Origin of the sequence: Ruegeria atlantica, assembly GCF_013032005.1 — a bacterium.
GTDB lineage: Bacteria > Pseudomonadota > Alphaproteobacteria > Rhodobacterales > Rhodobacteraceae > Ruegeria > Ruegeria atlantica_A.
In genome coordinates this window covers 641718-662891 of record NZ_WQBE01000001.1, presented here as the reverse complement: position 1 = coordinate 662891, position 21174 = coordinate 641718, and the positions used below count along the sequence as shown (strand labels likewise).

The 21174-nt window shown below is 57.0% G+C and carries 18 protein-coding genes; 4 read left to right on the top strand and 14 right to left on the bottom strand.

The genetic code is table 11. The features are described from left to right. Positions 1–44 precede the first annotated feature (44 nt). Positions 45–2654, top strand: coding sequence for a TRAP transporter permease (locus GOX21_RS03250; protein ID WP_170375449.1), 2610 nt, complete (start codon positions 45–47; stop codon positions 2652–2654). Then, on the top strand, positions 2651–3082 hold the full coding sequence (locus tag GOX21_RS03245) for a universal stress protein (RefSeq protein ID WP_170375447.1): 432 nt from the start codon (positions 2651–2653) through the stop codon (positions 3080–3082). The genes GOX21_RS03250 and GOX21_RS03245 overlap by 4 nt, the downstream gene beginning before the upstream one ends. On the opposite strand, the gene GOX21_RS03240 is transcribed toward GOX21_RS03245, so the two are convergent. From GOX21_RS03240 to GOX21_RS03230, 3 genes are read right to left on the bottom strand one after another with little or no spacing between them, the layout of a single operon-like run. Beyond that, positions 3079–4119, bottom strand: a complete 1041-nt coding sequence (locus GOX21_RS03240) for a lipocalin-like domain-containing protein (RefSeq protein WP_170375445.1) — start codon at positions 4117–4119, stop codon at positions 3079–3081. The two genes, GOX21_RS03245 and GOX21_RS03240, sit on opposite strands and share 4 nt — an antisense overlap. Then, positions 4109–6523, bottom strand: coding sequence for an ABC transporter permease (locus GOX21_RS03235; RefSeq protein ID WP_170375443.1), 2415 nt, complete (start codon positions 6521–6523; stop codon positions 4109–4111). The genes GOX21_RS03240 and GOX21_RS03235 overlap by 11 nt, the downstream gene beginning before the upstream one ends. Next, the gene (locus tag GOX21_RS03230) at positions 6520–7167 is read right to left on the bottom strand and encodes an ABC transporter ATP-binding protein (protein WP_170375441.1); all 648 of its coding nucleotides are present in this window, start codon (positions 7165–7167) and stop codon (positions 6520–6522) included. The genes GOX21_RS03235 and GOX21_RS03230 overlap by 4 nt, the downstream gene beginning before the upstream one ends. 151 nt (positions 7168–7318) lie before the next feature. Here GOX21_RS03230 and GOX21_RS03225 point away from each other — a divergent pair, with 151 nt between their 5' ends. Further along, positions 7319–7753, top strand: coding sequence for an ion channel (locus GOX21_RS03225; protein WP_170348790.1), 435 nt, complete (start codon positions 7319–7321; stop codon positions 7751–7753). Here GOX21_RS03225 and cls read toward each other — a convergent pair. The 3 genes from cls to GOX21_RS03210 all read right to left on the bottom strand — a co-directional run bounded on the left by cls (position 7750) and on the right by GOX21_RS03210 (position 11840). Next, complete coding sequence (gene cls, locus GOX21_RS03220) at positions 7750–9162, bottom strand: cardiolipin synthase (protein WP_170358582.1); 1413 nt, start codon at positions 9160–9162, stop codon at positions 7750–7752. The genes GOX21_RS03225 and cls overlap by 4 nt on opposite strands. Positions 9163–9185: 23 nt before the next feature. Continuing rightward, entirely contained in the window at positions 9186–10160 is a 975-nt protein-coding gene (locus GOX21_RS03215; protein ID WP_170375439.1) for an HAD family hydrolase, read from the bottom strand. A 69-nt stretch (positions 10161–10229) separates the two neighbouring features. Beyond that, complete coding sequence (locus GOX21_RS03210) at positions 10230–11840, bottom strand: arylsulfatase (protein ID WP_170375438.1); 1611 nt, start codon at positions 11838–11840, stop codon at positions 10230–10232. 219 nt (positions 11841–12059) lie between these two features. Between GOX21_RS03210 and GOX21_RS03205 the strand changes: the two genes are divergently transcribed. Further along, on the top strand, positions 12060–12719 hold the full coding sequence (locus tag GOX21_RS03205; protein ID WP_254428443.1) for a Crp/Fnr family transcriptional regulator: 660 nt from the start codon (positions 12060–12062) through the stop codon (positions 12717–12719). Positions 12720–12722: 3 nt separating this feature from the next. Here the strand turns inward: GOX21_RS03205 and GOX21_RS03200 are convergent, their stop codons facing one another. The 8 genes from GOX21_RS03200 to GOX21_RS03165 form a co-directional block, all read right to left on the bottom strand. Continuing rightward, the gene (locus GOX21_RS03200) at positions 12723–13952 is read right to left on the bottom strand and encodes a BatD family protein (RefSeq protein WP_170375434.1); all 1230 of its coding nucleotides are present in this window, start codon (positions 13950–13952) and stop codon (positions 12723–12725) included. Beyond that, on the bottom strand, positions 13949–15454 hold the full coding sequence (locus GOX21_RS03195) for a VWA domain-containing protein (RefSeq protein ID WP_170375432.1): 1506 nt from the start codon (positions 15452–15454) through the stop codon (positions 13949–13951). Before GOX21_RS03195 ends, GOX21_RS03200 begins: the two co-directional genes overlap by 4 nt. Further along, entirely contained in the window at positions 15451–16434 is a 984-nt protein-coding gene (locus tag GOX21_RS03190) for a vWA domain-containing protein (protein WP_170375429.1), read from the bottom strand. Before GOX21_RS03190 ends, GOX21_RS03195 begins: the two co-directional genes overlap by 4 nt. Beyond that, positions 16431–16907: a DUF4381 domain-containing protein gene (locus GOX21_RS03185; RefSeq protein WP_170375426.1), complete on the bottom strand. Its 477-nt coding sequence runs from the start codon at positions 16905–16907 to the stop codon at positions 16431–16433. Before GOX21_RS03185 ends, GOX21_RS03190 begins: the two co-directional genes overlap by 4 nt. Next, the gene (locus GOX21_RS03180; RefSeq protein WP_170375424.1) at positions 16904–17851 is read right to left on the bottom strand and encodes a DUF58 domain-containing protein; all 948 of its coding nucleotides are present in this window, start codon (positions 17849–17851) and stop codon (positions 16904–16906) included. Before GOX21_RS03180 ends, GOX21_RS03185 begins: the two co-directional genes overlap by 4 nt. Positions 17852–17869: 18 nt before the next feature. Continuing rightward, entirely contained in the window at positions 17870–18847 is a 978-nt protein-coding gene (locus GOX21_RS03175; RefSeq protein WP_170375422.1) for an AAA family ATPase, read from the bottom strand. Between the two features lie 119 nt (positions 18848–18966). Continuing rightward, positions 18967–20076 (bottom strand): acetoin utilization protein AcuC, encoded by a 1110-nt coding sequence (locus GOX21_RS03170; RefSeq protein ID WP_170375420.1) that lies wholly within the window; start codon positions 20074–20076, stop codon positions 18967–18969. A 3-nt stretch (positions 20077–20079) separates the two neighbouring features. After that, positions 20080–21165, bottom strand: coding sequence for an AI-2E family transporter (locus GOX21_RS03165; RefSeq protein WP_170348779.1), 1086 nt, complete (start codon positions 21163–21165; stop codon positions 20080–20082). Positions 21166–21174 lie beyond the last annotated feature (9 nt).

Sequence of the window (21174 nt, the reverse complement as noted above, 5' to 3'; positions counted from 1 at the left end):
GGTGGTTCAAAAGGCCAAAAAGGCCGCGACGGGGAGACATTTGCATGAGTTCCGACACACAATCCAATCGTCCGCTATCCGAAGAAGAGCTGCAGGAACTGGTAGCCTCGTCCGATGCGGGTGGGCGTAATCCGGTCGGCAATGTCGGGATTTTTCTGGCCGTTGTGGCGGCGATATGGTCGATTTTTCAGGTGCTTTTAGCATCACCTATCGCCAACTATGTGTTGCCGGGCAGCGTCGTGAATAATGCACGTCAGTTTCATCTGGCCTTTGCCATGTTTCTGGCCTTTGCGGCCTATCCAGCGCTGAAGTCCAGCCCGCGTGACTATATCCCGGTTCAGGACTGGATAATGGGGGTCGCTGGCGCGTTTCTTGCGCTATACGGGTACTTCTTCTACGAAAAGATCGTCGATGCAGGCGGTCTTGCGGATGACACTGACAAGTGGGTCGCATTGGCCGGCCTGCTGCTGTTGTTCGAGGCCGCGCGCCGTGCGCTTGGGCCTGCAATGGCCATTATCGCGACGATCTTTCTGGCATATGTGTTCTTTGGCTCATCTGAATGGGTGCCCGAGGTTATCCGCTGGAAGGGCGCAAGCTTGAAAAAGGCCATGAGCCATATGTGGATCACCTCCGAGGGCGTGTTTGGCATCGCCCTGGGTGTTTCCACCAAATTCGTGTTCCTGTTCGTGTTGTTCGGCGCGTTGCTGGATAAGGCCGGGGCAGGGAATTATTTCATCAAGATGGCGTTCGGTGCCCTCGGCCACCTGCGCGGTGGTCCGGCCAAAGCGGCGGTTGTGGGCTCTGCAGCAACCGGCCTGATTTCAGGTTCGTCCATCGCCAACGTTGTGACCACCGGTACCTTCACCATCCCGCTAATGAAGCGCGTCGGGTTCAGCAGTGAACAGGCCGGATCGGTCGAGGTTGCCTCCTCAGTGAACGGCCAGATCATGCCGCCTGTGATGGGCGCTGCGGCCTTCCTGATGGTGGAATATGTGGGCATTTCCTATGTCGAGGTGATTACCCACGCGTTCCTGCCAGCGGCGATTTCCTACATCGCGCTCGTCTATATCGTGCATCTTGAAGCGGTGAAGCGGAACATGCCAACACTGGGCGACCGTGACGTGCATCTGGCGCGTACCGTCGTCGGAATGCTGATGTTCTTCCTTGTGTTTGCAGGGCTTTGCTATGGCTCTCAATATCCGGTCGATGCAGTCACCAGCTGGGTGCCTTCAGCGGCAGGACTGGTCCTGAGCCTGATCGTATGTGCAGTTTATGTTGTGCTGCTGTATCTGGCCGCTCAGGTGCCGGATCTGGAACCCGATGATCCGAATGCCAAAGAGGTAACTCTGCCGGTCATCGCCGATATCTACAAGGCCGGCTTGCATTACCTGCTGCCGATCATCGTTCTGGTCTATTTCCTGATGATCGAACAGAAATCGCCAGGTTTGTCGGCATTTTGGGCCACAGCCTTGCTGTTCGTGATCCTGCTGACGCAAAAGCCGCTCAAGGCGATGTTCCGGGGGCAGAGCAACCTTTACAACAGTTTCATCGATGGTGTCGCCGATCTGTGGCAGGGCCTGATTGACGGCGCGCGTAACATGATCGGTATCGCCCTTGCGACCGCGACTGCAGGTGTCATCGTTGGCACGGTTACCCTGACTGGTGTCGGGCAGGTGATGGCCGATCTGGTCGAGTTCCTGTCGGGCGGCAACCTGATCCTTATGCTGGTTATGGTTGGCATCCTCAGCCTGATCCTGGGCATGGGCCTGCCGACCACGGCGAACTACATCGTTGTCAGCTCGCTGATGGCCGGCGTGGTTGTCGAACTAGGCGCGCAAAGTGGCCTGATCGTGCCGCTGATCGCCGTCCACCTGTTTGTCTTCTACTTTGGGATCATGGCGGACGTGACGCCGCCGGTCGGATTGGCAAGCTTTGCAGCGGCAGCCGTGTCAGGCGGCGATGCGATCAAAACCGGTTTCACCGCGTTCTTCTACAGCCTGCGCACCGTGGCACTGCCGTTTGTGTTCATCTTCAACACGGACCTGCTGTTGATCGACGTCACCTGGGTTGAAGGGATAACGGTCGCGATATTCGCAACCATAGCCATCCTTGTCTTTACTGCGGGGACGATGGGTTATTTCGTGACGCACAGCCGTATTTACGAAAGCGTCGCGCTGATCTTCGTTGCATTTGCGCTGTTCCGGCCCGACTTCTTCATGGATCGGCTTTCACCGCCCTATGCGTCGGTTGAACCGTCGGCCTTCGTTGAAACGATCGGGCAAACGCCGCCGGGAACAGAAGTCCGCCTTGTCGTTAGCGGCCCTGATTTTGACACTCTGGAGATGACGGACACTACGGTCGTAGTGCCGGTTGGCAGCGAAGAGGGTGGCGCCGCGCGTGTGGACGCCATGGGCCTGATGCTGATCGAAGAGGACGGTCTGGTCAAACTGGACGAACCGCTGTTTGGCACCCCGGTCGCGGATGAGTTGGATAACTTCGACTATTACGCGGAAGACGCGGTGCGTCTGACCTCGGTCAGCCTGCCATCCAGTCAGCCGCCGAAGCAATTGATCTATATCCCGGCGATGATTTTGCTGGGGCTGATCGCTTTCCTTCAACGCGGCCGCGCCGCCAGACAAGAGGTGCCCGCATGACAAACTCTGTTCTTTGTGCCGTTGATATCAGCAATGGCGATCTGGACGTACATGTGTTGAAGACCGCGGCGGCTTTGGCCGATCAGGATAGCGCGCAGCTGGACGTGGTGACTGTACTGCCAGATTTCGGAGAAAGCTGGGTGTCCGGCTTTTTCCAACCGGATTTCCACGAAAAGGCGCTGGATGAGGCGCATACCAAACTAACCGATATGTGTACGGCAACTTTGGGTGCAGAGCGGAACGAGAGAATCCGCCACGTCGTCGCCACCGGAACGGCCTATCAGGAGATCTTGAAGACCGCTGAAAGCGCGAACAGCGATCTGATCGTGATCGGCGCACACAAACCGGACCTCAAGGACTATCTTCTGGGTCCGAACGCGGCGCGGGTCGTGCGGCATTCGACGGTCTCGGTTTACGTGGTGCGCTAGTATCCGGTCATTTCAAGGTAGCCGCGCCCAGAGTGGCTGCCTGAGACCCTTACGGGGCCTTCCCAGTATTCGAACCGCGTCGCCATCCAGGCATCGGGTGTGATCGCCGATACGTCGACCTGCAAATCGCGATCAGGCAATGTCACGCGCCATTGGATGGGCACGTCCCGACCAGCGACTCGTGCCGTATCCAGCGGTGTGAACGAAACGGAGCCATCGGGCAGGGGCGTCGCGGCGCCATCTGCTGTGATCCAAGTGGCCGCTGTGAAATCCCCGCGCCCGCCGCGCAGGCGAAATGCCATCAGCTTATTGCCATCATCAAAGCTGAGCGAGAACCAATCCCATCCGCTTTGATCGGCAGCAAGAGGCTGGCTGGACCACTCACGATCCAACCAGCCCTGACCGGTGACAGCGACATCTCCATCGGGTAGGCGCAGTTCACCTTCGACGTCATAGAAGGGTTGAGAATAGTAATAGCTGGCCTGCCTATCGGCGGACTTGACCGAGTATCCGTCCTCTCCGTGAAACACCAGTGGACCTTGGGCTGTCAGGGTTAGGTCATAGGAAAATTCGGCACCGCTCGCGGACAAGGACAAAGCGCGGGGATCAGGCCCGCGCATATGCCATTCGTCGATCCAGGCCTCGAATGGTTCGGCAGTCACCCCAGCCTGACCGATGCCGCCACGCGACAGGCGTTCGGCAAAATAATGCGCTTCCTCAGTCGTCACAGCAGCGTGGCCCAACCACAGCTGAGGGCTTTGCCAACCTTCGGCCTCGGTCGGTTTCAGGGCGGATCGGAACAAGGTCCATTGAATGCCGTAATCGCGCCCGTCTTCTCCGCTCAGGTTGGCAGTCAGATACCACCACTCGATCCGAAAGGACGGGTGCGGGCCGTGATCACGCGGAAATTCGAACTGGTAACCTGGTTTGGGGATGTCGAACCCGTCGGCTGAACCGCCCAGCCCGGCATAACCCTGCGCGTGCAAGGCAGAGGGCAGCAATAGGATCAGGACAAACAGCCAAGCTTTAACGTTCATTGGCAAATACCTTCAGCAGGTCGGCGGGTGGAAAACGCATCAAGCGCAACGCGGGCAGGGCTGCGGCGGCAAAGGCGGCAAGCAGGGTCAGCACAAACAGATAGACCCAATCAGCAGGAAACAGAAACATCGGCAGTCGCCAGCCAAAAGCCTGTACGTTGATCACCGCCAACAGCGCCCAGGCCAGAACCAACCCAAGTGGCAAGGCAAGCACGGCCGTCAATGCCGCCAGCAGCACACTGCGCAACACCTCTAGCCGTGCCAGTTGCGCACGTGTCAGCCCCAACGCCCAAACCGGGGCAACCTGCGGCAGCCTCTGCGTCCACAAGGTCAGCAAACTGGTCAGGATGGCAAATCCCGCCACCCCCAGTGTCAGCACGTTCAGTGCGGAAGTCACCACAAAGGTCTTGTCAAAGATCGCCAGCGATTGCGCTTTCATGGCGGCCTGTTGCACGACGGCCCGCCGAGGCAGGTCAAACTGGTCTCGCAACGCCTGCGTTACTTCGGTGGCGCGCTCGGGTGCAAGGCGGATACCGAACCGGCGGGTGTCAGCCCCCGGAGCAATTTGGTCAAGCTGCGGCATGGACACGATCGCCTGACCGGTCGGATTGCCGTAGTCCGAATAAACACCTGCCACGGTCAGTGCATGCCCTGTATTCATGGTCAGCGTATCCCCAGGCCACAAACCCGCACGGCGGGCGAGCTGTTCGTTGATTAAAACGGCTTCACCCGTCAGAACGCGATCCCAGACATCATCTGACGAGGCGATCAGAGGCCAGTGATCGCGGTAAGTCTGGTGGTCCACAATTCCGTATAAGAACAACGGCCCGGTCTCGTGGGTCAGTTCAACGCTGCGGATTGGCAACACGGCGTCCACCTGCTGGCCTAGCCATTGGGCAATCTGTTGACCTTGTTGGTTGTCAGTGGCGGTCACGTATACCTCGGACGTCAGGCGTTGATCCAACCAGCCAACAAAGGTGAGGCGAAAGCTGGAAACCATGGTTCCGACACCAATATTCGCGGCCAAAGCCAGCAGCAGTGCCATCAAAGCCAAAGACAGACCCGGCAATTGCGCCTGCATATCGGCCCAGACCCATTGTGCGATCGGCCCTCGGGCGCGCCGATGAAAAACCGACAGGGCGAGGGACAGAAGATAGGGCAGAGTCAGTGCCGCTCCGGTGAGAATGCCGCCGACCATCACAAACCCGGCAACCAACCCGTTAAAGGCAAGCCCAATGCCAAAACCACTCCCGATCAGGGCCAGACCGATCAGGCCCGCGCTGCGTTGTCCCAAGGCTGAAACACGCCAAGCTTGAACTCCGGAACCAGTCAGCAAGGGCATGCGCGCCAATCGATACAAGGCGTGGCCACTGGCAAACATTGTGCCTGCCAATGCCATCGCCAGCCCCGCCAGCGCCCATTGCGGTTGCAAGGACATTTGCCCGTCGACAGGTGCGCCGTAAAGCCCGCGCAAAGTGGCCGCGACGTCGGGCAGCAGCGCACCGGCGAGAAAGAACCCAAGGATCAGGCCCAAGGTGCCGCCGATCAGGGCCAACGCGGTCAATTCAGCCATGATCACCCAGATCAAACGCCGCATTGAGACACCCAGAGCCCGTAGGGTGCGGATCATCGCCCTCCGTTGCGCAAAGGCCAGCCCGACGGTGCCATGAACAATAAAAAGACCGACGGCAAAGGACAGCAGTCCAAATGCGGTCAGGTTCAGGTGAAAACTATCCGTCAGACTGGCCGCATCCAACTGCGCCGAAGCTGCGATCCGTTCAAGTTCAGGCGCGATCTCGGATAGCGGTGGTACGCCAAGCGGCTGATCGGGCAGCACTATCATGCGCGAGATCTGCCCGGATTTGTCCAGAAGTGTCTCGGCAGCACCAATATCGGTCAGGATCAGATCAGGCGGAACCGTGTCAGAGGTTAGAATCGGCGGCAGACCGCTTTGCCCGCGCAGCACCTGTGCAAGATCAGGCGCAGCCAGCAAGCGGCCCGGTGCGGTCAGCATGTCGGCTGGGTCGGGGGGCGTTTCGCTTTGCTCTATCTGGGTCACGGCGGGCAGGGCCGGGTAGGCGACCATGTCAACGCCCATCACCTGTACCGTGCGTCCCGAAATCCGCAGGGGGCCTTCCAAAACAGCTGCCACTTGCCAACCTGCACGGCGCAGCGAGACATAACGCTCAACCGGGATCGGGCCGGACGGGTCGCGCAGCTCATCAAACAGACCCAGCGCAAGCTGATCATTGGCCTGTTGATAGCTGGCGCGCGCCTCGGCATTGATGGCCTGCACCGCCGACCACAACCCGGTCGCCAACGCGATGCCAATCAACAGCGTTGCCAGTTGCAGCCAGTGACGTCGCCAATGCGACAGCAATGCCTGTATGATTGCCCCAGTCATGCGATATGGCCACCGGTCAGATGCGCCCGCCGATCCAGACGCGCCGCGATGTCTGGCGAGTGCGTAACTAACAGTAAGGCGGCACCTGTCTCGGCAACTAGCGAAAGCATCAAATCCAGCACGGTCGCGCTGGCGGTTTCGTCCAGATTGCCGGTTGGCTCGTCCGCCAGCAACAATTTAGGCCGGGGGGCCATAGCGCGACCGATGGCGACGCGCTGTTGTTGACCGCCTGACAGGTTTTCAGGATAGCGCGTCAGCAAGTCGGACAAACCGAGCCGTTCAGCCAGTTGCGCGGTCCAGTCGGTGTCTTCACGGTTCGCCAATCGGGCGTGAAATGAGAGGTTCTGAGCGACCGTCAGCGATGGAATCAGATTGAATTGCTGAAACACCAACGACACGCTCTCACGGCGCAATGCGGCCCGACCACAGTCATCCAGCGAAGAAAGGGCGGTACCGTCCAGCGTAATCTCACCGCCGTCAAAGCTGTCCAAAGCGGCAGCAAGGTTCAAAAGCGTGCTTTTGCCACTGCCGCTTTCACCGGTCAGAGCCAGCGTCTGACCTTGATCCAGCGTAAGCGACACATCCCGCAACACCGGCCGCCCGCCGGGATAGGATTTCTGGACCTTGTCGATATTCAGCAGCATGCAAACCCCTTGGACAGTGCCTGTCACAATGTGCAACGCCACCCCACAGAGTCCAGCGTCCGGACGCAATCTTTTGCGATTGTCACAGCCTTGTTCTTTTTTGGTTAAGTCGCCATTGTGTCAGAACTTCTCCGGGCCGGGATACGAGTTTATGACACTAGCGCAGCAGATTGTTTGGGGCAGTATCTATCTGGGGATTTGCTTCCTAATCGAAATCATCCTTTTGACGTGGTGTACGCAGGTCATCCGGCACGCGGTACCCCGGCTTGAGAACACGAAACGGTTTCTTGCCATCGCCGGTCCCATCTGTATCGCGCTAGCATTCATCGTTGCAATTCACACGTTTCAAGTCTGGTTGTGGGCGATCGTCTGGGTGTTGGGGGATGTTCTGCCTGACTGGAATTCGGCCTTGTATTTCTCGTTGGTGACTTTCACTACCCTGGGGTATGGCGACATTGTGTTGGGTGAACCGTTGCGCATATTCGGCGCGTTTGCTTCGGTCACAGGTTTGCTGGCGTTTGGCCTGTCGACGGCCTTTATGGTTGCCCTGATGACCCAGGTTTTCAAAGAAGAGCTGATGTCCTAGAGGATAGGCGCGAACAAGCGCGCAAGTGGTGAGCCGAACCGGATATAGCCGGGTTGTTCGGGCAGTTTGCGGGTCAATTCATAACTGTTTTCAAAATCGTCGCGCAGCATTTTGTCCACTGCCTCAGCCGCGCGTTGGTCGAAAAACAGTGCCATGGCTTCGAAATTCAGCCGGAATGATCGGTTGTCCAGATTGGTCGTTCCCACAGCAGCCAGCGTGTCATCGACCACGAATGCCTTTTGATGCATGAACCCTTCGGTATACCGAAACACCCGCGCACCGCAGTCGCGGATTTCGTCGAAATAAGCGAAGGCAGCCAGCCAGGGCAGGCGGTGGTCAATCACTTCTGGCACAAGGATGCGCACATCGACACCTCGAAGGGCAGCGTGCTGCAGGGCCGTCATGACGTCGATATCAGGCACAAAATAGGGTGAGGCGATCCATATCCTTTCCTTGGCTGCAGTGATGGCCGAGAAAAACATCATCGCACCAGTTTCCGTGTCGTCCCCCGGACCGGTGGCGACCAGCAGGGCATTCATGTCCTGTTCGGATTCTGATCCGGCCCAGTTGAGTTGATCAATCAGATCTTCTTCGTGGGCCCAGTGCCAATCCTCGACAAAGATCAACTGTAATTGACGGACGATATGGCCGGTCATTTTCAGATGTGTGTCGCGCCAATGGCCGAAATGTTTACTCTGGCCCAGATACTCGACCCCTACATTGTGACCGCCAATAAAGCCCGTTTCACCATCAATAATTACGGTCTTGCGGTGGTTGCGATAGTTCAGCTGAAAGCGATATTGCGGTCCGCGCCGGTCGCGCGGGTTTGCAATCTCGATCCCGGCGGCGCGCAAGGTGTCAAGGTAGGCGGTCGGCAGACCATAACTGCCCACGGAATCGGTCATAAAGCGGACCGAGACACCACGCTCGGCTGCGGCAATCAGTTTGGACTGCAACTGTTTGCCCAGGTCGTCATCGCGGACAATGTAGAACTGGATCAGGATATAACTTTGCGCGGCGTCGATTGCCTCGAAAATGGCATCGAACGTGGCCTTGCCGTCGATCAGCAAATTGGCACCGTTTCCACGCGATACTGGCAGATGCGCCAGAACCTCGAATGGCCGTGCGTTGAACGGCATCGAGCCGGGTTCGGGCATTGAAAAATCTGCAAAGCTTTTGATGCCTTCGACGACGCGTTCGCTGTGTTTTCGCGCAATGCGATACCCGCGAAATCGGTGGTGGCCCAAAAACAAATACATGGGTACGCCGAGCATCGGGGCTGAGATCAGAAACACCACCCAGCCAACCGCGCCCTGCGGTGTTCGGGCGGTCTGCGCCGCCCGTATGGCAAAGACCACAGCCGTCACGTACAGGACAAGGACGGCAGCGGAAACAAGTAATGTCCACATGAGGTTATCGTTCTCTGAGTGCCTTATTCCGACCCAGTGTAGATGCGATTCCAGTCTTGCGCCATATCCACGATGACCCAGCCCATATCGGGGCCTTTGTCCAACCCGTCGACCAGTTTTCCGATCGGGCTTTCACGGTCATAGGCCCATTCTCTTTCAGCGTCGGTGTGATGGATCAGGACACCCAAACGCGGTCCGTGCCCGGCGGTTGTCCACTCGAGCATGGCAAAGTCCCCGTCCGAATTTCCACCGGCCAGAATGGGGCGCCTGCCAAGGGTGCGTTCGATATTGATCGGCTTGCCTTCCTTGTCGTCTATAAAAGCAATGCCGGGTGCCTTGATGATCGTGGGTTTGCCTTCGGCCGTTTCATAAGTGGTGGCAGTATAGGTGCCCAGTACCTGCTCTGGCGGCACGCCATAGGCGTCCTCGGCAAACACGCGCATGAAATGCAGTCCGCCGCCCGAAACGATGTAAGTGCGGAACCCTTCATCCCTGAGATAGCGTAGCAGTTCCACCATTGGCTGATAAGTCATCTGGTCATAGGGCAGCCCGGTATCGGGGTGACGCGCGGTGTCCAGCCATTTGGTGACCGAGGCCTGAAACTCTTCGACGCTGACCCCGGAATGCGAGGCATTCAGGACTTCGATCAAGGCCTCATGGCCGCCTTCCGCGATGGCCTCCATATCCCCCTTGGCCGCAGCTTCCAGCGTTGGGCTGGTCAGGATCGAAGGATCAGCCGCCGCCATTTCGGCAAGGCGGTCCATGGCGAAGGTCAGTTGGAAATACACCGGCTGTTCCGCCCAAAGCGTCCCGTCATTATCGAACACGGCGATCCGGTCTGCTGGTGTCACGTAATCGGGATTGTCCGGATCGGTGACGGCGTCAACAAAAGCAACAATCTGATCCTTCGACGCAGAGGTTCCCCAACTGGGCAGCGGGTCGGCCAGGGCAATCGACGGGGCCATGAAAACGGCAGCAGCGAGAAGGGCGGTCTTCATGAGAAATTCCTTTTTCTTCAACGTGAAAAGGGCCGCCGTTGAACCGGCGACCCTAAGCTTGCGAGGGGCTTAGTTGTTGGTCGGCGTGACCAGTTTCTCCATCACCTGATCCAGATTAAAGCTTGCCGCTTTCTGGCGTGGCGGGAACTCTTGGAAGGTTTCCAAGAAAGACCCGACATATTGCTGTGCTGGCACCAGGAAATAAGCCCGGTCCAACAGCCAGTCATAGTAGGTGTTGGAGGTCCGATACGCGCGCTCATACGGATCACGACGCAGGTTCACGATCAGAGGAATACGCAGTTCGGTCCAGGGCTCGATCCAGGCGCGCAGGGTGGCCCATGCCTTCTGCTCTAGGAAGATCAGCTTCCAATCGTCAAAACGCAGCGCGGTCAGGTCACCGTCATCCGAGAAATAGAAAATTTCACGTCGGGGGCTTTCCGTGGCCTCACCAGTCAGCAAAGGCAGGATGTTGTAGCCGTCCAGATGCACCTTGTAATCTCGGCCCATGCCGGAGGAGCTATAGCCAGCCTTCAGCTTTTCCTTGATCTCTGGATCACCAGCGACGGCCAGATAGGTCGGCAGCCAGTCCATGTGATGCACGATCTCATTGGTGACCGAACCAGCTTCGATCTGGCCGGGCCAGCGCACCATCGATGGAACGCGCCATCCGCCTTCCCAGTTGGTGTTCTTTTCGCCCCAGAACGGTGTCATGGCAGCATCCGGCCATGTGTTCATGTGCGGTCCGTTGTCGGTGGAATAGTGGACGATCGTGTTGTCTGCGATTCCAAGCTCATCCAGCAGGTCCAGCAACTGCCCTACATGCATGTCATGTTCAATCATGCCCGCAGTGTATTCGTCTGCAACGCCACCAATGATATCGTTCGCTTGCGCGCGCATCTCATCCTTGACGTGGGTGCGGAAATGCATCCGAGTGCCGTTCCACCAGACATAGAATGGCTGGCCTTGCTCATGGGCTCGCTTGATGAAGTCAATTGCAGCGGCAACGGTCTCTTCGTCTACCGTCTCCATGCGCTTGCGGGTCAGGGGGCCGGTGTCTTCTATGGTGCCGTCCGCCTTGGATTTGATTACACCGCGCGGGCCATACGCTTCGCGGAAGGTGCGCCCATCGGCCAGAACCGCCTCGCCGGGATAGTCTTCATTTTCCGGTTCTTCCTCGGCATTCAGGTGATACAGGTTTCCGAAAAATTCATCAAATCCGTGATTTGTCGGAAGATGCTCATCCTTGTCGCCTAGGTGGTTTTTACCAAATTGACCAGTGGCATAGCCGTGGTCCTTCAACAAGCCCGCGATGGTTGGATCTTCGACCTGCATACCCAGATCGGCACCCGGCAATCCAACCTTGGACAACCCGGTCCGGAATACTGATTGCCCCATGATATAGGATGACCGGCCCGCGGTGCAGGATTGCTCGCCATAATAGTCGGTGAAGATCATCCCTTCCTTGGCGACGCGATCGATATTGGGCGTCTGATACCCCATTAAACCCATCGTGTAGGCCGAAATATTGGATTGTCCAATATCGTCCCCCCAGATGACCAGGATGTTGGGTTTCTGTTCCTGCGCCCAGGCGGGAATTGCCAACGCAACGGCGAATGTAGCCACAGCAACCCGACGCAAGCCACTGCGCCAACTGTATGCAATCGAACGTGGTGGTGACATGATGTACTCCTGATTTGAAAGGGTCGAAAAAACCCGGAGGTGAAAATTAGTTGGAGGCTGGCTGTTTCAGCCAATAAGCTGCCAAGAAATGGTCGATTTCTGAACGGCGATACATCACCCGTAGGGGAATCGAGCGTGCTCAGGTTAGGCGATCAATGAGATTGAAAACTCATCATATGATGATATTGAAAAATTCTAATGTTTGACAAAGCGAATAATATGAAACTCTTGCAGGGCGGAGGCTGGTTCAGCAAACGTTCGGCCGCATTTCAGCATGATTTGTTGGAGTGCGGGGTCCCGAAAACCTATGAAGCCTGGGAAACGCTGTATCACCATGGCGATCCGTCCAACGGGGTCTTTGCTGTCCTCAGCGGTGGGGTGCAGATCACCGCTCCGGCGGATGACGGGCAGGAATTCGTTCTGCATCGCGAAGGCGCGGGGTTTTGGGTCGGGGATCTGGCGTTGTTTGCGGATGAACCGCGTCTGGTCAGTGTCGTAACGACGCAAGAGACGCACGCGTTGTACTTCCCAAACGGCCGCGTGACCAAGTTGGTTCAGTCCAAGCCTGACTACGTTCGGGACTTTTACGCGCTGACCCACGAGAATATGCAGACCGCCCTTCGGATCATGGCAAACCTGGCGGTCACGGGCAGCGAAAAGAGGTTAGTTCTCAGGCTGCTGCATCTGGATGAAGGCACCTCGAAATGTGATGGATGGATCGTCGTGTCACAGGAAGAATTGGCCGAGATGATCGCTGTGTCACAACCTACTTTGCATCGCAGCCTGCACCGCCTTGCTGATTTGGACTTGATTGAACTCGGTTATGGACGGGTGCGGTTGAAGAACAGACAGGCGCTGATCGCGAACTGCCAGACCTAAGCGTTAAGGGTTCAGCGGTGGAAGCGGTTGAGCCTGCGATTGTGGTGTTTCTGCAAGTTCCTTCATGGCCGAAATTGCAGCGGACCAATCCGGTGTTTTCTGATTGATATCAGATGCATAACGTGCACAGCCAATCCTTGCCAACTGTGCCTCAAGTTCCCGATACCCCTGTGGATCACTGCTGCGGGTTTTCCAGGTTTCCAGCGCTGAATAAGCTGCGGACAGATCATGGGCCTTTAGCGCGCGTTGCAATTCCGCCAGAGCAAATGCAGGCGATGCGCGATATGCTTGGTGCCGCGCGTCTTTCCAAGTGCGAAAGCGCGGTGCGCCCCAACGCAAAGACGCCCAAATAACAATTACCGCCAATCCCAACCAAAGCGCATATTCAACCAACCTGTCCGTCGTCAGAGGGTTCGACCTGGGCGCGGTGAGCGTCAGATCCACACCCGGTACTTCCACGGTTTCGACCGCGTCAGTTGACAGATTGAACCACTGAAAAGACACGGGCGGCAGCTGCGCTTGGCCGCCATCTTGGGCAAGGTACACTACCTCTTCGACCCGTTGGCCGGACAGAATACCTCGATCCTCGGTTTCAGTTAAGCGTGGTTCCTTGGGGTAAGGGCGCAGCAGAGGTTCTTGATATTCAAGAATAAGTTTCGGAATAAGGATCGGGCTGGTGCCGGTGATACGTGCTGTTAACCGCCGTGTAATTGCATCTCCGGCCTGCATCTCAGTCACGCCCTCAACCTCTTGCTCCAATTCAAAACCCGTCGCGATGATCAGAGGGTTCAGGTTGGCTGCACCGTCTGGGACAACAGCATTGATTGCGATCGGTGAAAGCGGGACCGAGACTTGTATTGGAGCATTCGTTTCAGGGTCGGCAAACGTAACCTTCATGTCGGTGACGCCAAGGCTGATTTGCCCGGCAAGTAGAGGGTAAATGCGATAGCTGCGCTGAACCCCGGACCATGTTTCACCGTTCACGGGCTCACTGACGGGACCTGATGCGCGTTCAGGAAGCCGGACCAACAGGTTTTCCTGTTCCAGTGACGGGAAGACGGGAGGAGACGGCATGAACGTAGGAACCAGTACCTTGATGCGCACGATCGCCGGTTGCCCCACGATCACGTCTTCGGTCGGCGTCTCCACCGTCACTTGAGGTTGGATTGCAGTTGTTCCTTGCGAAAGCACTGCGTTGGGTAACAAAAGCAGCAGGAGGAGAAGGCGCTTCATTGCGTTCGCTCCTGATTTTCCAGCAAGAACCGATTGCGCAGAAAGTCCTGCATGTCTGTGTCGATGGCGCTGATCCATTGATCCGCGGAAAGGGGCTGGCTGCCGTCGGTTTGGGCTTGAATGGTTGTGTTTTCGCCCCGACCTGCGTCGTTGTCGAATACGGTGTCATCCGCGCCGATACCTGCCTCTTCACCGGTATCAGATTGTTCGCGAGTGGTTTCAACATAGTCCAAAATGGCTGTGGCAACTTCAAGATTATGTTGCGCATCCGGCCAGTTAGGGCGACGCTCTAACGCAGTTTCAAAGGCCGAAATAGCTGGTCTGTATTCCCGGTTTCGGATGCGTGCCATTCCCTCGGCGAAGGCTGCTTCAGGTGTTTTAAGTTCCGCAAAGATCGCCGCGGCCTCGGGGTATTGGCCTGTTTTTAGACGAGCGTAGCCTTCGTGATATGGGTCTTCGAACAACTCTGCCGCATCAGCAAAGCGCTTTTGGTTCATGGCGATCTGGCCCTGTTGGTCGGGCGTCAGGAACCAATCGCGCCATCCGTCGGCATTGGCCGGGCCAGACGGTTGAACAAGGAATAGCCCCAGCATGGCCCACCGAATGACCCAACCCCGCCTGAACCAAAGAAGGGACAACAGCGCAGCTGGCCAGGCCAGAATCCACCCTCGGTCTTGCCAATCAAGCCGGTCCTCGTCATCCAGAGCATCGACATAAGCTGTCTGTATTTGCCTCAGCAGTCGCGTGACATCCCGGTCATCAGTTGAAAACGGGACCACTTCGGCGTTTTTCAGGGTGTTGAGCTGAACGATTTCCTGGCTGTCAGGCAGCATTGTCAGAAAAAAAATCTGCGATGACGCGGTTTCGAACTCTGGAATCTGCGAGGGGTCTAGATCATCCAGAACAAACAGCACTGCGCCTGGTGTCTGACTTTCATCCAAGATGCTTTGCGCCAGTACTAAAGCGTCTCCTGCGGCATCTCCGGACTTTGGCATCACGGCAGGGGTCAGGCCCTCCAGCAATGGACGCAAGATGTTCGCATCCTCGGTCAGCGGTGCAACCCGGTGAGATGAGCCTGCATAGGCAATCAAAGCGGTCTGTGCGCCAGACCGTGCGTCGATGATATCGGTGATCTTAAATTTCGCCCGTTGCAGGCGCGACGGGGTCAGATCGGTCTCTTCCATGCTGTCGGTAACTTTCAAGGCGATCACCAAGGGGGCCGTATCCGCGATCAGAGGGTTGGCCGCCCGCGTCCAGGTCGGACCAGCAGCGGCCAGCGTGAGTAGAACGGCGACTGTCATGGCAACGTCGATCGGATAGATCCGGCGGTTTGCTTCGGCACCTAACAAAAGTGCTTTAGCTAAATGAGGAGCTATACCAGCAGGCAGGTCAGATAGCCCCTTGTGTTTCGGGCGGATCGCCCACCACAGCACTGCGATTGGGATTAGGAATAGAAGGTAAATTACTCTGATAAAATGAAATTCGGCCACAACGTCGATCATGTCGCTCTCCTGTGACGTTGTGCGAAATGAAAGCCGGTCGAACTGCAAAGAAAAACGATCAACGCCGCCAGCAATGGGTAATGCGTCAGGCTTTCGCGTGGGCGGTAGCTTTGGGTTTCGACAATTCTGGGGTTTTGCTCATCAATTCTCTGGTATGTGTCGCTCAGCGCGGCCTGATCGTTGGCAAAGAAATACTGGCCTCCAGTACGATCCGCGATGGCTTGCAGCGCGTCCAGATCCACACGGTCTTCGCCAGTGGCGCCAGGATCACCAACGCCGATGGTATAAATGACCACACCATTATCCGCAGCGATGGCGGCAGCGTTGGCGGGCGTCATGCGGCTGGACGTATCCGCGCCGTCGCTGAGTACAATCATCAAACGCTGATCTACCTCGCTTGAGTCAAAGATACGTATTCCAAGCCCGATCGCATCACCCAAAGCCGTATTCGGACCCGCCATGCCGACTTGAGTTTGATCCAGGAACCCATTCAAACTATTAAGGTCTTCGGTAAATGGTGCCTGTATGAAGGCGCGGGTACCAAAGATAATAAGCGCCATCCGGTCACCCTGACGCTCGGCAATAAATGCGCGCAACACGTCTTTGACAGCAGCAAGGCGCTGCTTGGGCGTTCCATCTGTGGATTGGAAGTCGCGCTGATCCATCGACCCTGAGATGTCGAGAGCCAACACAACGTCCCGCGCAGATTTTTCGACGACAATAGGATCAGCCAGTTTTTCAGGACGAGCAAGGGCTGTAACAAGCAGCAGCCAGATCAAGGTTGCCACGAATGCTTGCAGCATTGACCGCTGTGAGATCATAGACCCCGATTGCGGATCAGCCCCTGCAGCCTTGGCGACATGGCGGAAAAACGGGATGCGAATTGCGCTGGTCTGTTCGCGATGCGGTGGAACAAACCAATAGACCAACAGCGGGAAGGGCAACATCAGAAAAACCCAGGGCGCGGCGAATGAAATCATCTGCGCCCTCCTTCAGGTTTGTGGCTTTGTATCCAGACCCGTGCCATATGTGACAGTTCCGGGCTCGATGGGCTTAATCTGTAGGGCCCTTCGAGTAGTAGGCGAGATGCCGGAGAGGAAACCGGCATTTTTTCAGCAGTTTGCTGTAGAAAGTTTAGCCACTCTTGCCCATGCAAACTGGCAACCTTCGCGCGTGGATATGCAGCAAGTGCCGTACGGCGTAAAATCTCTGCGACTTTTGCGGGGTCATCGTTCGCGGCTTGTAGATCGGCAAGTGCGGCGCGTCGGTATGCGTTGGATCGCTGATGTCCGCGAAACAAATGAAGTCCCACAACAATGACTGCCAATACAATGACTGCAAGAGCCAGCCAACCCCAGGTCTGCGGTGTCATTGGAATTGGTTCGGGCACGGGCGCGGGCACCAGCATGTCGAGCAGCTCGACGAGGGATTTGCCGTCCACATCGACGCTCATGTCCGTCCTCCGGGATGGCCGAACAATTTCAGCAATTGATCAAGGGCCGGCTCGGACGTTGTCAGCGGGACAATCGGGAAGCCATAGCGCCGTGACCAGTGTTGCAATTGCGCCAACCTATTATCCATTGCAGCCTTGATACGGCTGGACAGGTCCGGGTCGGAACTGTCGAGCTCGATTTGTTTCGTCCCATCCGAAACCGTCATCTTCAAGCCTGCGGTCAGTTGATGCGCACTAGGGTCGGAAATATTGAACAGAATAAGGTCGTTGGATTGCGCTAAGCGGCTCAGCAGGCGTTCTGATGCCCTGTCCAGACCATCGAAATCCGAAAACACACAGATCAACGCGTTGGTATGTGCAATACCGACTGCCTGTCTCAGCACGTCATTCAGCGCGATGGTCGGTTTGGGACGCAAAGACGCGTTCAAATCGCCATTCAACGCAGCGACCGACGATAAGAACCGCGTTAAGGAAGCGGCGCGGCGTTGCGGGCGGTGTTCGGCCAGATCAGTGTCGCCGAAGACGATGCCGCCGACACGGTCACCTTGCGACAGGACGCGATGGGCCGCAATCGCGGCGGCCTCGGCGGCGATGACTGATTTCATATACACTTCGGTACCGAAAAACATCGAAACGCGTTGATCTACCAGCAGCAGGGCAGGGCGATCCCGTTCTTCGGTATAGACCCTAACATGAGGTTTTCCGGTGCGCGCCGTCACTTTCCAGTCGATAGTCCTTATGTCATCGCCGGGGAGATAGCCGCGCAATTCTTCGAAATTCAGACCGCGCCCTCGCAGCCGCGACGCATGACGGCCATTCAGGATTGAACGCGCAGGTTGTCTCGGCAAAAGGCTGAGCACGCGCGACTTCGCGCCAAGCCGCAACAGGTGTTGGGCGTCCACATGAATGCGTGGGTCATTAGGATATGTGGCGATCTGGGCCACGAACTTCTCTCCGATCAATCAGGGCAGCGCCACTAGGCGCAGGATTTCCGTTATCACGTCATCCGGTGTTTTGGCGCTTCCTTGCGCTTCAAAGCTAAGCGTGATGCGGTGGCGGAACACGTCGTGGGCAACGGCGCGAATATCCGCGGGGTCCACATAATCGCGTTCATTCATCCAGGCATGCGCGCGTCCGCACTTGTCCAGCGCAAGCGAGGCGCGCGGACTGGCGCCAATTTCAATCCAACTGGCCAACTCATCGCTGAACTTCTCGGGTGTGCGGGTCGCCTGCACCAAATCAGCCATGTATCGATCCATTGCGTCGGACACATGAATTTGCCCTATCTCGAGCCGTGCCTGAAAAACGGCGTCTTGCGGGATCGGCGTTCGGGTCTTTCTGAAAACGCCGGTCCCGGCGGCGACCTCTTCACCGCGCACCAGCCGTATAACCTCTACCTCGTCTTCGACCGGGGGGTAGGTGATCTGAACGTGCATAAGGAACCGATCCATCTGCGCTTCGGGCAGGGGATAAGTGCCCTCTTGCTCAATCGGGTTTTGCGTAGCCATCACGATGAACAAAGGCTCCATTTTGTGTGTGGTGCCTGAAACGGTGACTTGCCGTTCCTCCATCGCCTCCAACAGCGCGGCTTGGACTTTGGCAGGCGCGCGGTTGATTTCATCGGCCAGCACGATGTTGGCAAAGATCGGGCCAGGATCGAACCGGAACGTGCCGCCGTCACTGGTCTGTTGGAATACTTCGGTGCCGGTTACGTCGGATGGCAGCAGATCTGGTGTGAATTGTATCCGGCTGAAATCTGCATCAAGATTGCGCGCCATGGCTTTGACCGCACGAGTTTTTGCCAGACCCGGCAGGCCCTCGATCAATAGGTTTCCGTTCGCCAGCAATCCAATTAGCAGCCGGTCAATTACCTCGACCTGCCCGATAATTGACTTGCCCATGCGAGCTTTGAGATCATTTATCTGATTAAGTGCATTCATTTATTTGGTCCAATCGTGGCCAGATGTCAGAAAAAGACATATCAGGGCTGCGCCGAAGCGGAATGGTCAGGAATATTTAATAATGATCGAAGGTTAGCAGCGTTATCGCCACCAATCCACTATGAAATCCGGGCCGCTAATTGTTGCAGGTCGTTCTGCAATTCGGGGCGAATATCGCCGTGGTTCGGCGTGTCGCACAAGGTTTCGAACCAGTGTCGTGGAGGGCGTTTTCCAGCCGCGCGGCTCCAGGTCAGGTCACCCAGCACCGATCGCGCTGTGGCATTCAGTGTCTCGGGTATGTCGATCTTGTTCAGGGTCGCCCAAACGCCGCTCCACAGCCGTGCGACGGACCAGGGGTTATATCCGCCACCGCCCAGGACCAACAGTCGGGGCGCCATATCGCGCAGGTTGGCAACGGTGCGCCAGTGGGCGTTGTTTGACAACGTCAGACGCGACAGCGGGTCCTCGGCTACGGCATCCGCGCCGCATTGCATTACGATGGCCTGTGGTCGAAATGATGCGGTCGCGGGTAGGATAAGTTGATCAATAATAGCATCGAATTCGTCATCATTGAGGTTTCGCCCAACCGGAAGGTTGAACGCGGCCCCACCTGCGTTGTCGGTCAAAGTTCCGCTGAACGGCCAACGCCGCGCTTCGTGAACCGAGATCATGCGAACCTTAGTTGAACCGCGAAAGGCGGCCTCGACCCCGTCGCAATGATGCGCATCGATATCAACATAGACGATCCGGTCGAGGCCGTTCTTCATCAAGGTCAGGATCGCCAAAACCGGGTCGTTCAGATAACAAAACCCGTTGGCGCGGTTCGGCAGGCCGTGATGCGTGCCGCCGGCCGGGCTGTAGACGATGCCTCCATCACGGACCAGCTCTGCACCCAACATTGATCCACCAGCGGCGGTGGCGGGACGTCTGTACATCTCGGTGAATACTGGGTTCGACAATGTGCCCAGCGCGTATTTCGCCCGCGTTTCATCCGATACGGCCTGATCACGCTCAGCCTGTTGCAACGCTTCGATATAATCAGGTGTATGAAATGCGTGAAGTGCAGCAGGTTTTGCGCACGGGCTGACGCGATAGTTCGAACTCGTCAACCACCCCAGCGCCCGGCACAGATCCATGACGGTAGACACGCGCGGAATGGCCAGCGGGTGTTTTGAACCATAGGTCGAGCTGCGATAGATCTCGGATCCGATGAACAGGGGCGCAGGCATCGTCTAGCTAGCGACACCATGGCGGATGTCTTCCCCCAGCCTTCCGTCCAGAGACATCAGGATCGCAATCGGACGCAGGGCCGGAATATGGCTAAAGACGATCAGGATGCAAACGGTGAGCGGCACGCTGAGGAACGCCCCGATCAAACCCCAGATCGTGGTCCAGAACATCAGCGCCAGAATGACCAGAAAAGTGGACATGTTCAGCGAACGTCCCAGCAGCGCGGGGTCCAGAAAGTTGCCGATCAGGAATTGAAGCGTGCCGCAGCCCAAGATGATCATCAGGAATGGTCCGATGCTTTCAAATTGCACTAACGCGATCAGGGATGGGAAGATCACCGCGATGATCGAGCCGATGGACGGGATGAAGTTCAGCGCGAAGGTCAAGACGGCCCAGGTCTCGGCGAATTCCAGTCCAAGTATCTTGAAAACTGAGTAGCTGATGCTTGCTGTGATCAGGCTGATCAGTGTTTTCACACCGACATAGCGTTGCAGGCTGAACGAGATCGCATCCAGAATGGCAGCGAATTCAATACCCGTTTTGGGATCGCCCGCGGCCAGTTGAATCTTTTTGCGAAAGGCCAATCGTTCGGCCATCAGGAAGGCGACATATAGGCTAATCAGGAAAAACTGGTTCAGCAGGGATGTAGCGCTGCCCAACAGAACGCGCGCGATATAAGACATGTCGATGTTGATCAGGTTGTCGCGGATAAATGTGGTCACGTCATTGCCAACCCAACCGGTGACGCGGTTGACCGTCTCGTCGAACTGGTTTTCGTAAGTGCCGATCGTGCGGGCGAATTGAGTGGCCTGGCTGCCCAAAATATACATGATCACGAACAACCCGGCCAAAACGACGGTGACACCGGCCACATTGGCCAACCACACCGGCATGCGGGTCAGGGCGATGATCCGGTCGCTCAGTGCGATGATCAGGACATTGACCAGCAAGGCCATTGTCAGCGGGATCAGAAACGCGGAACCTGCGTATAGCCCCAGCACCAGCAGCGTTGCCACAATCGACACGTCGCGCACAACGGAAAGCTTCAGCTTTGTCGGTGTTGTGGTTTCGTCATTGTCCAGTGTCATAGCTTGGCC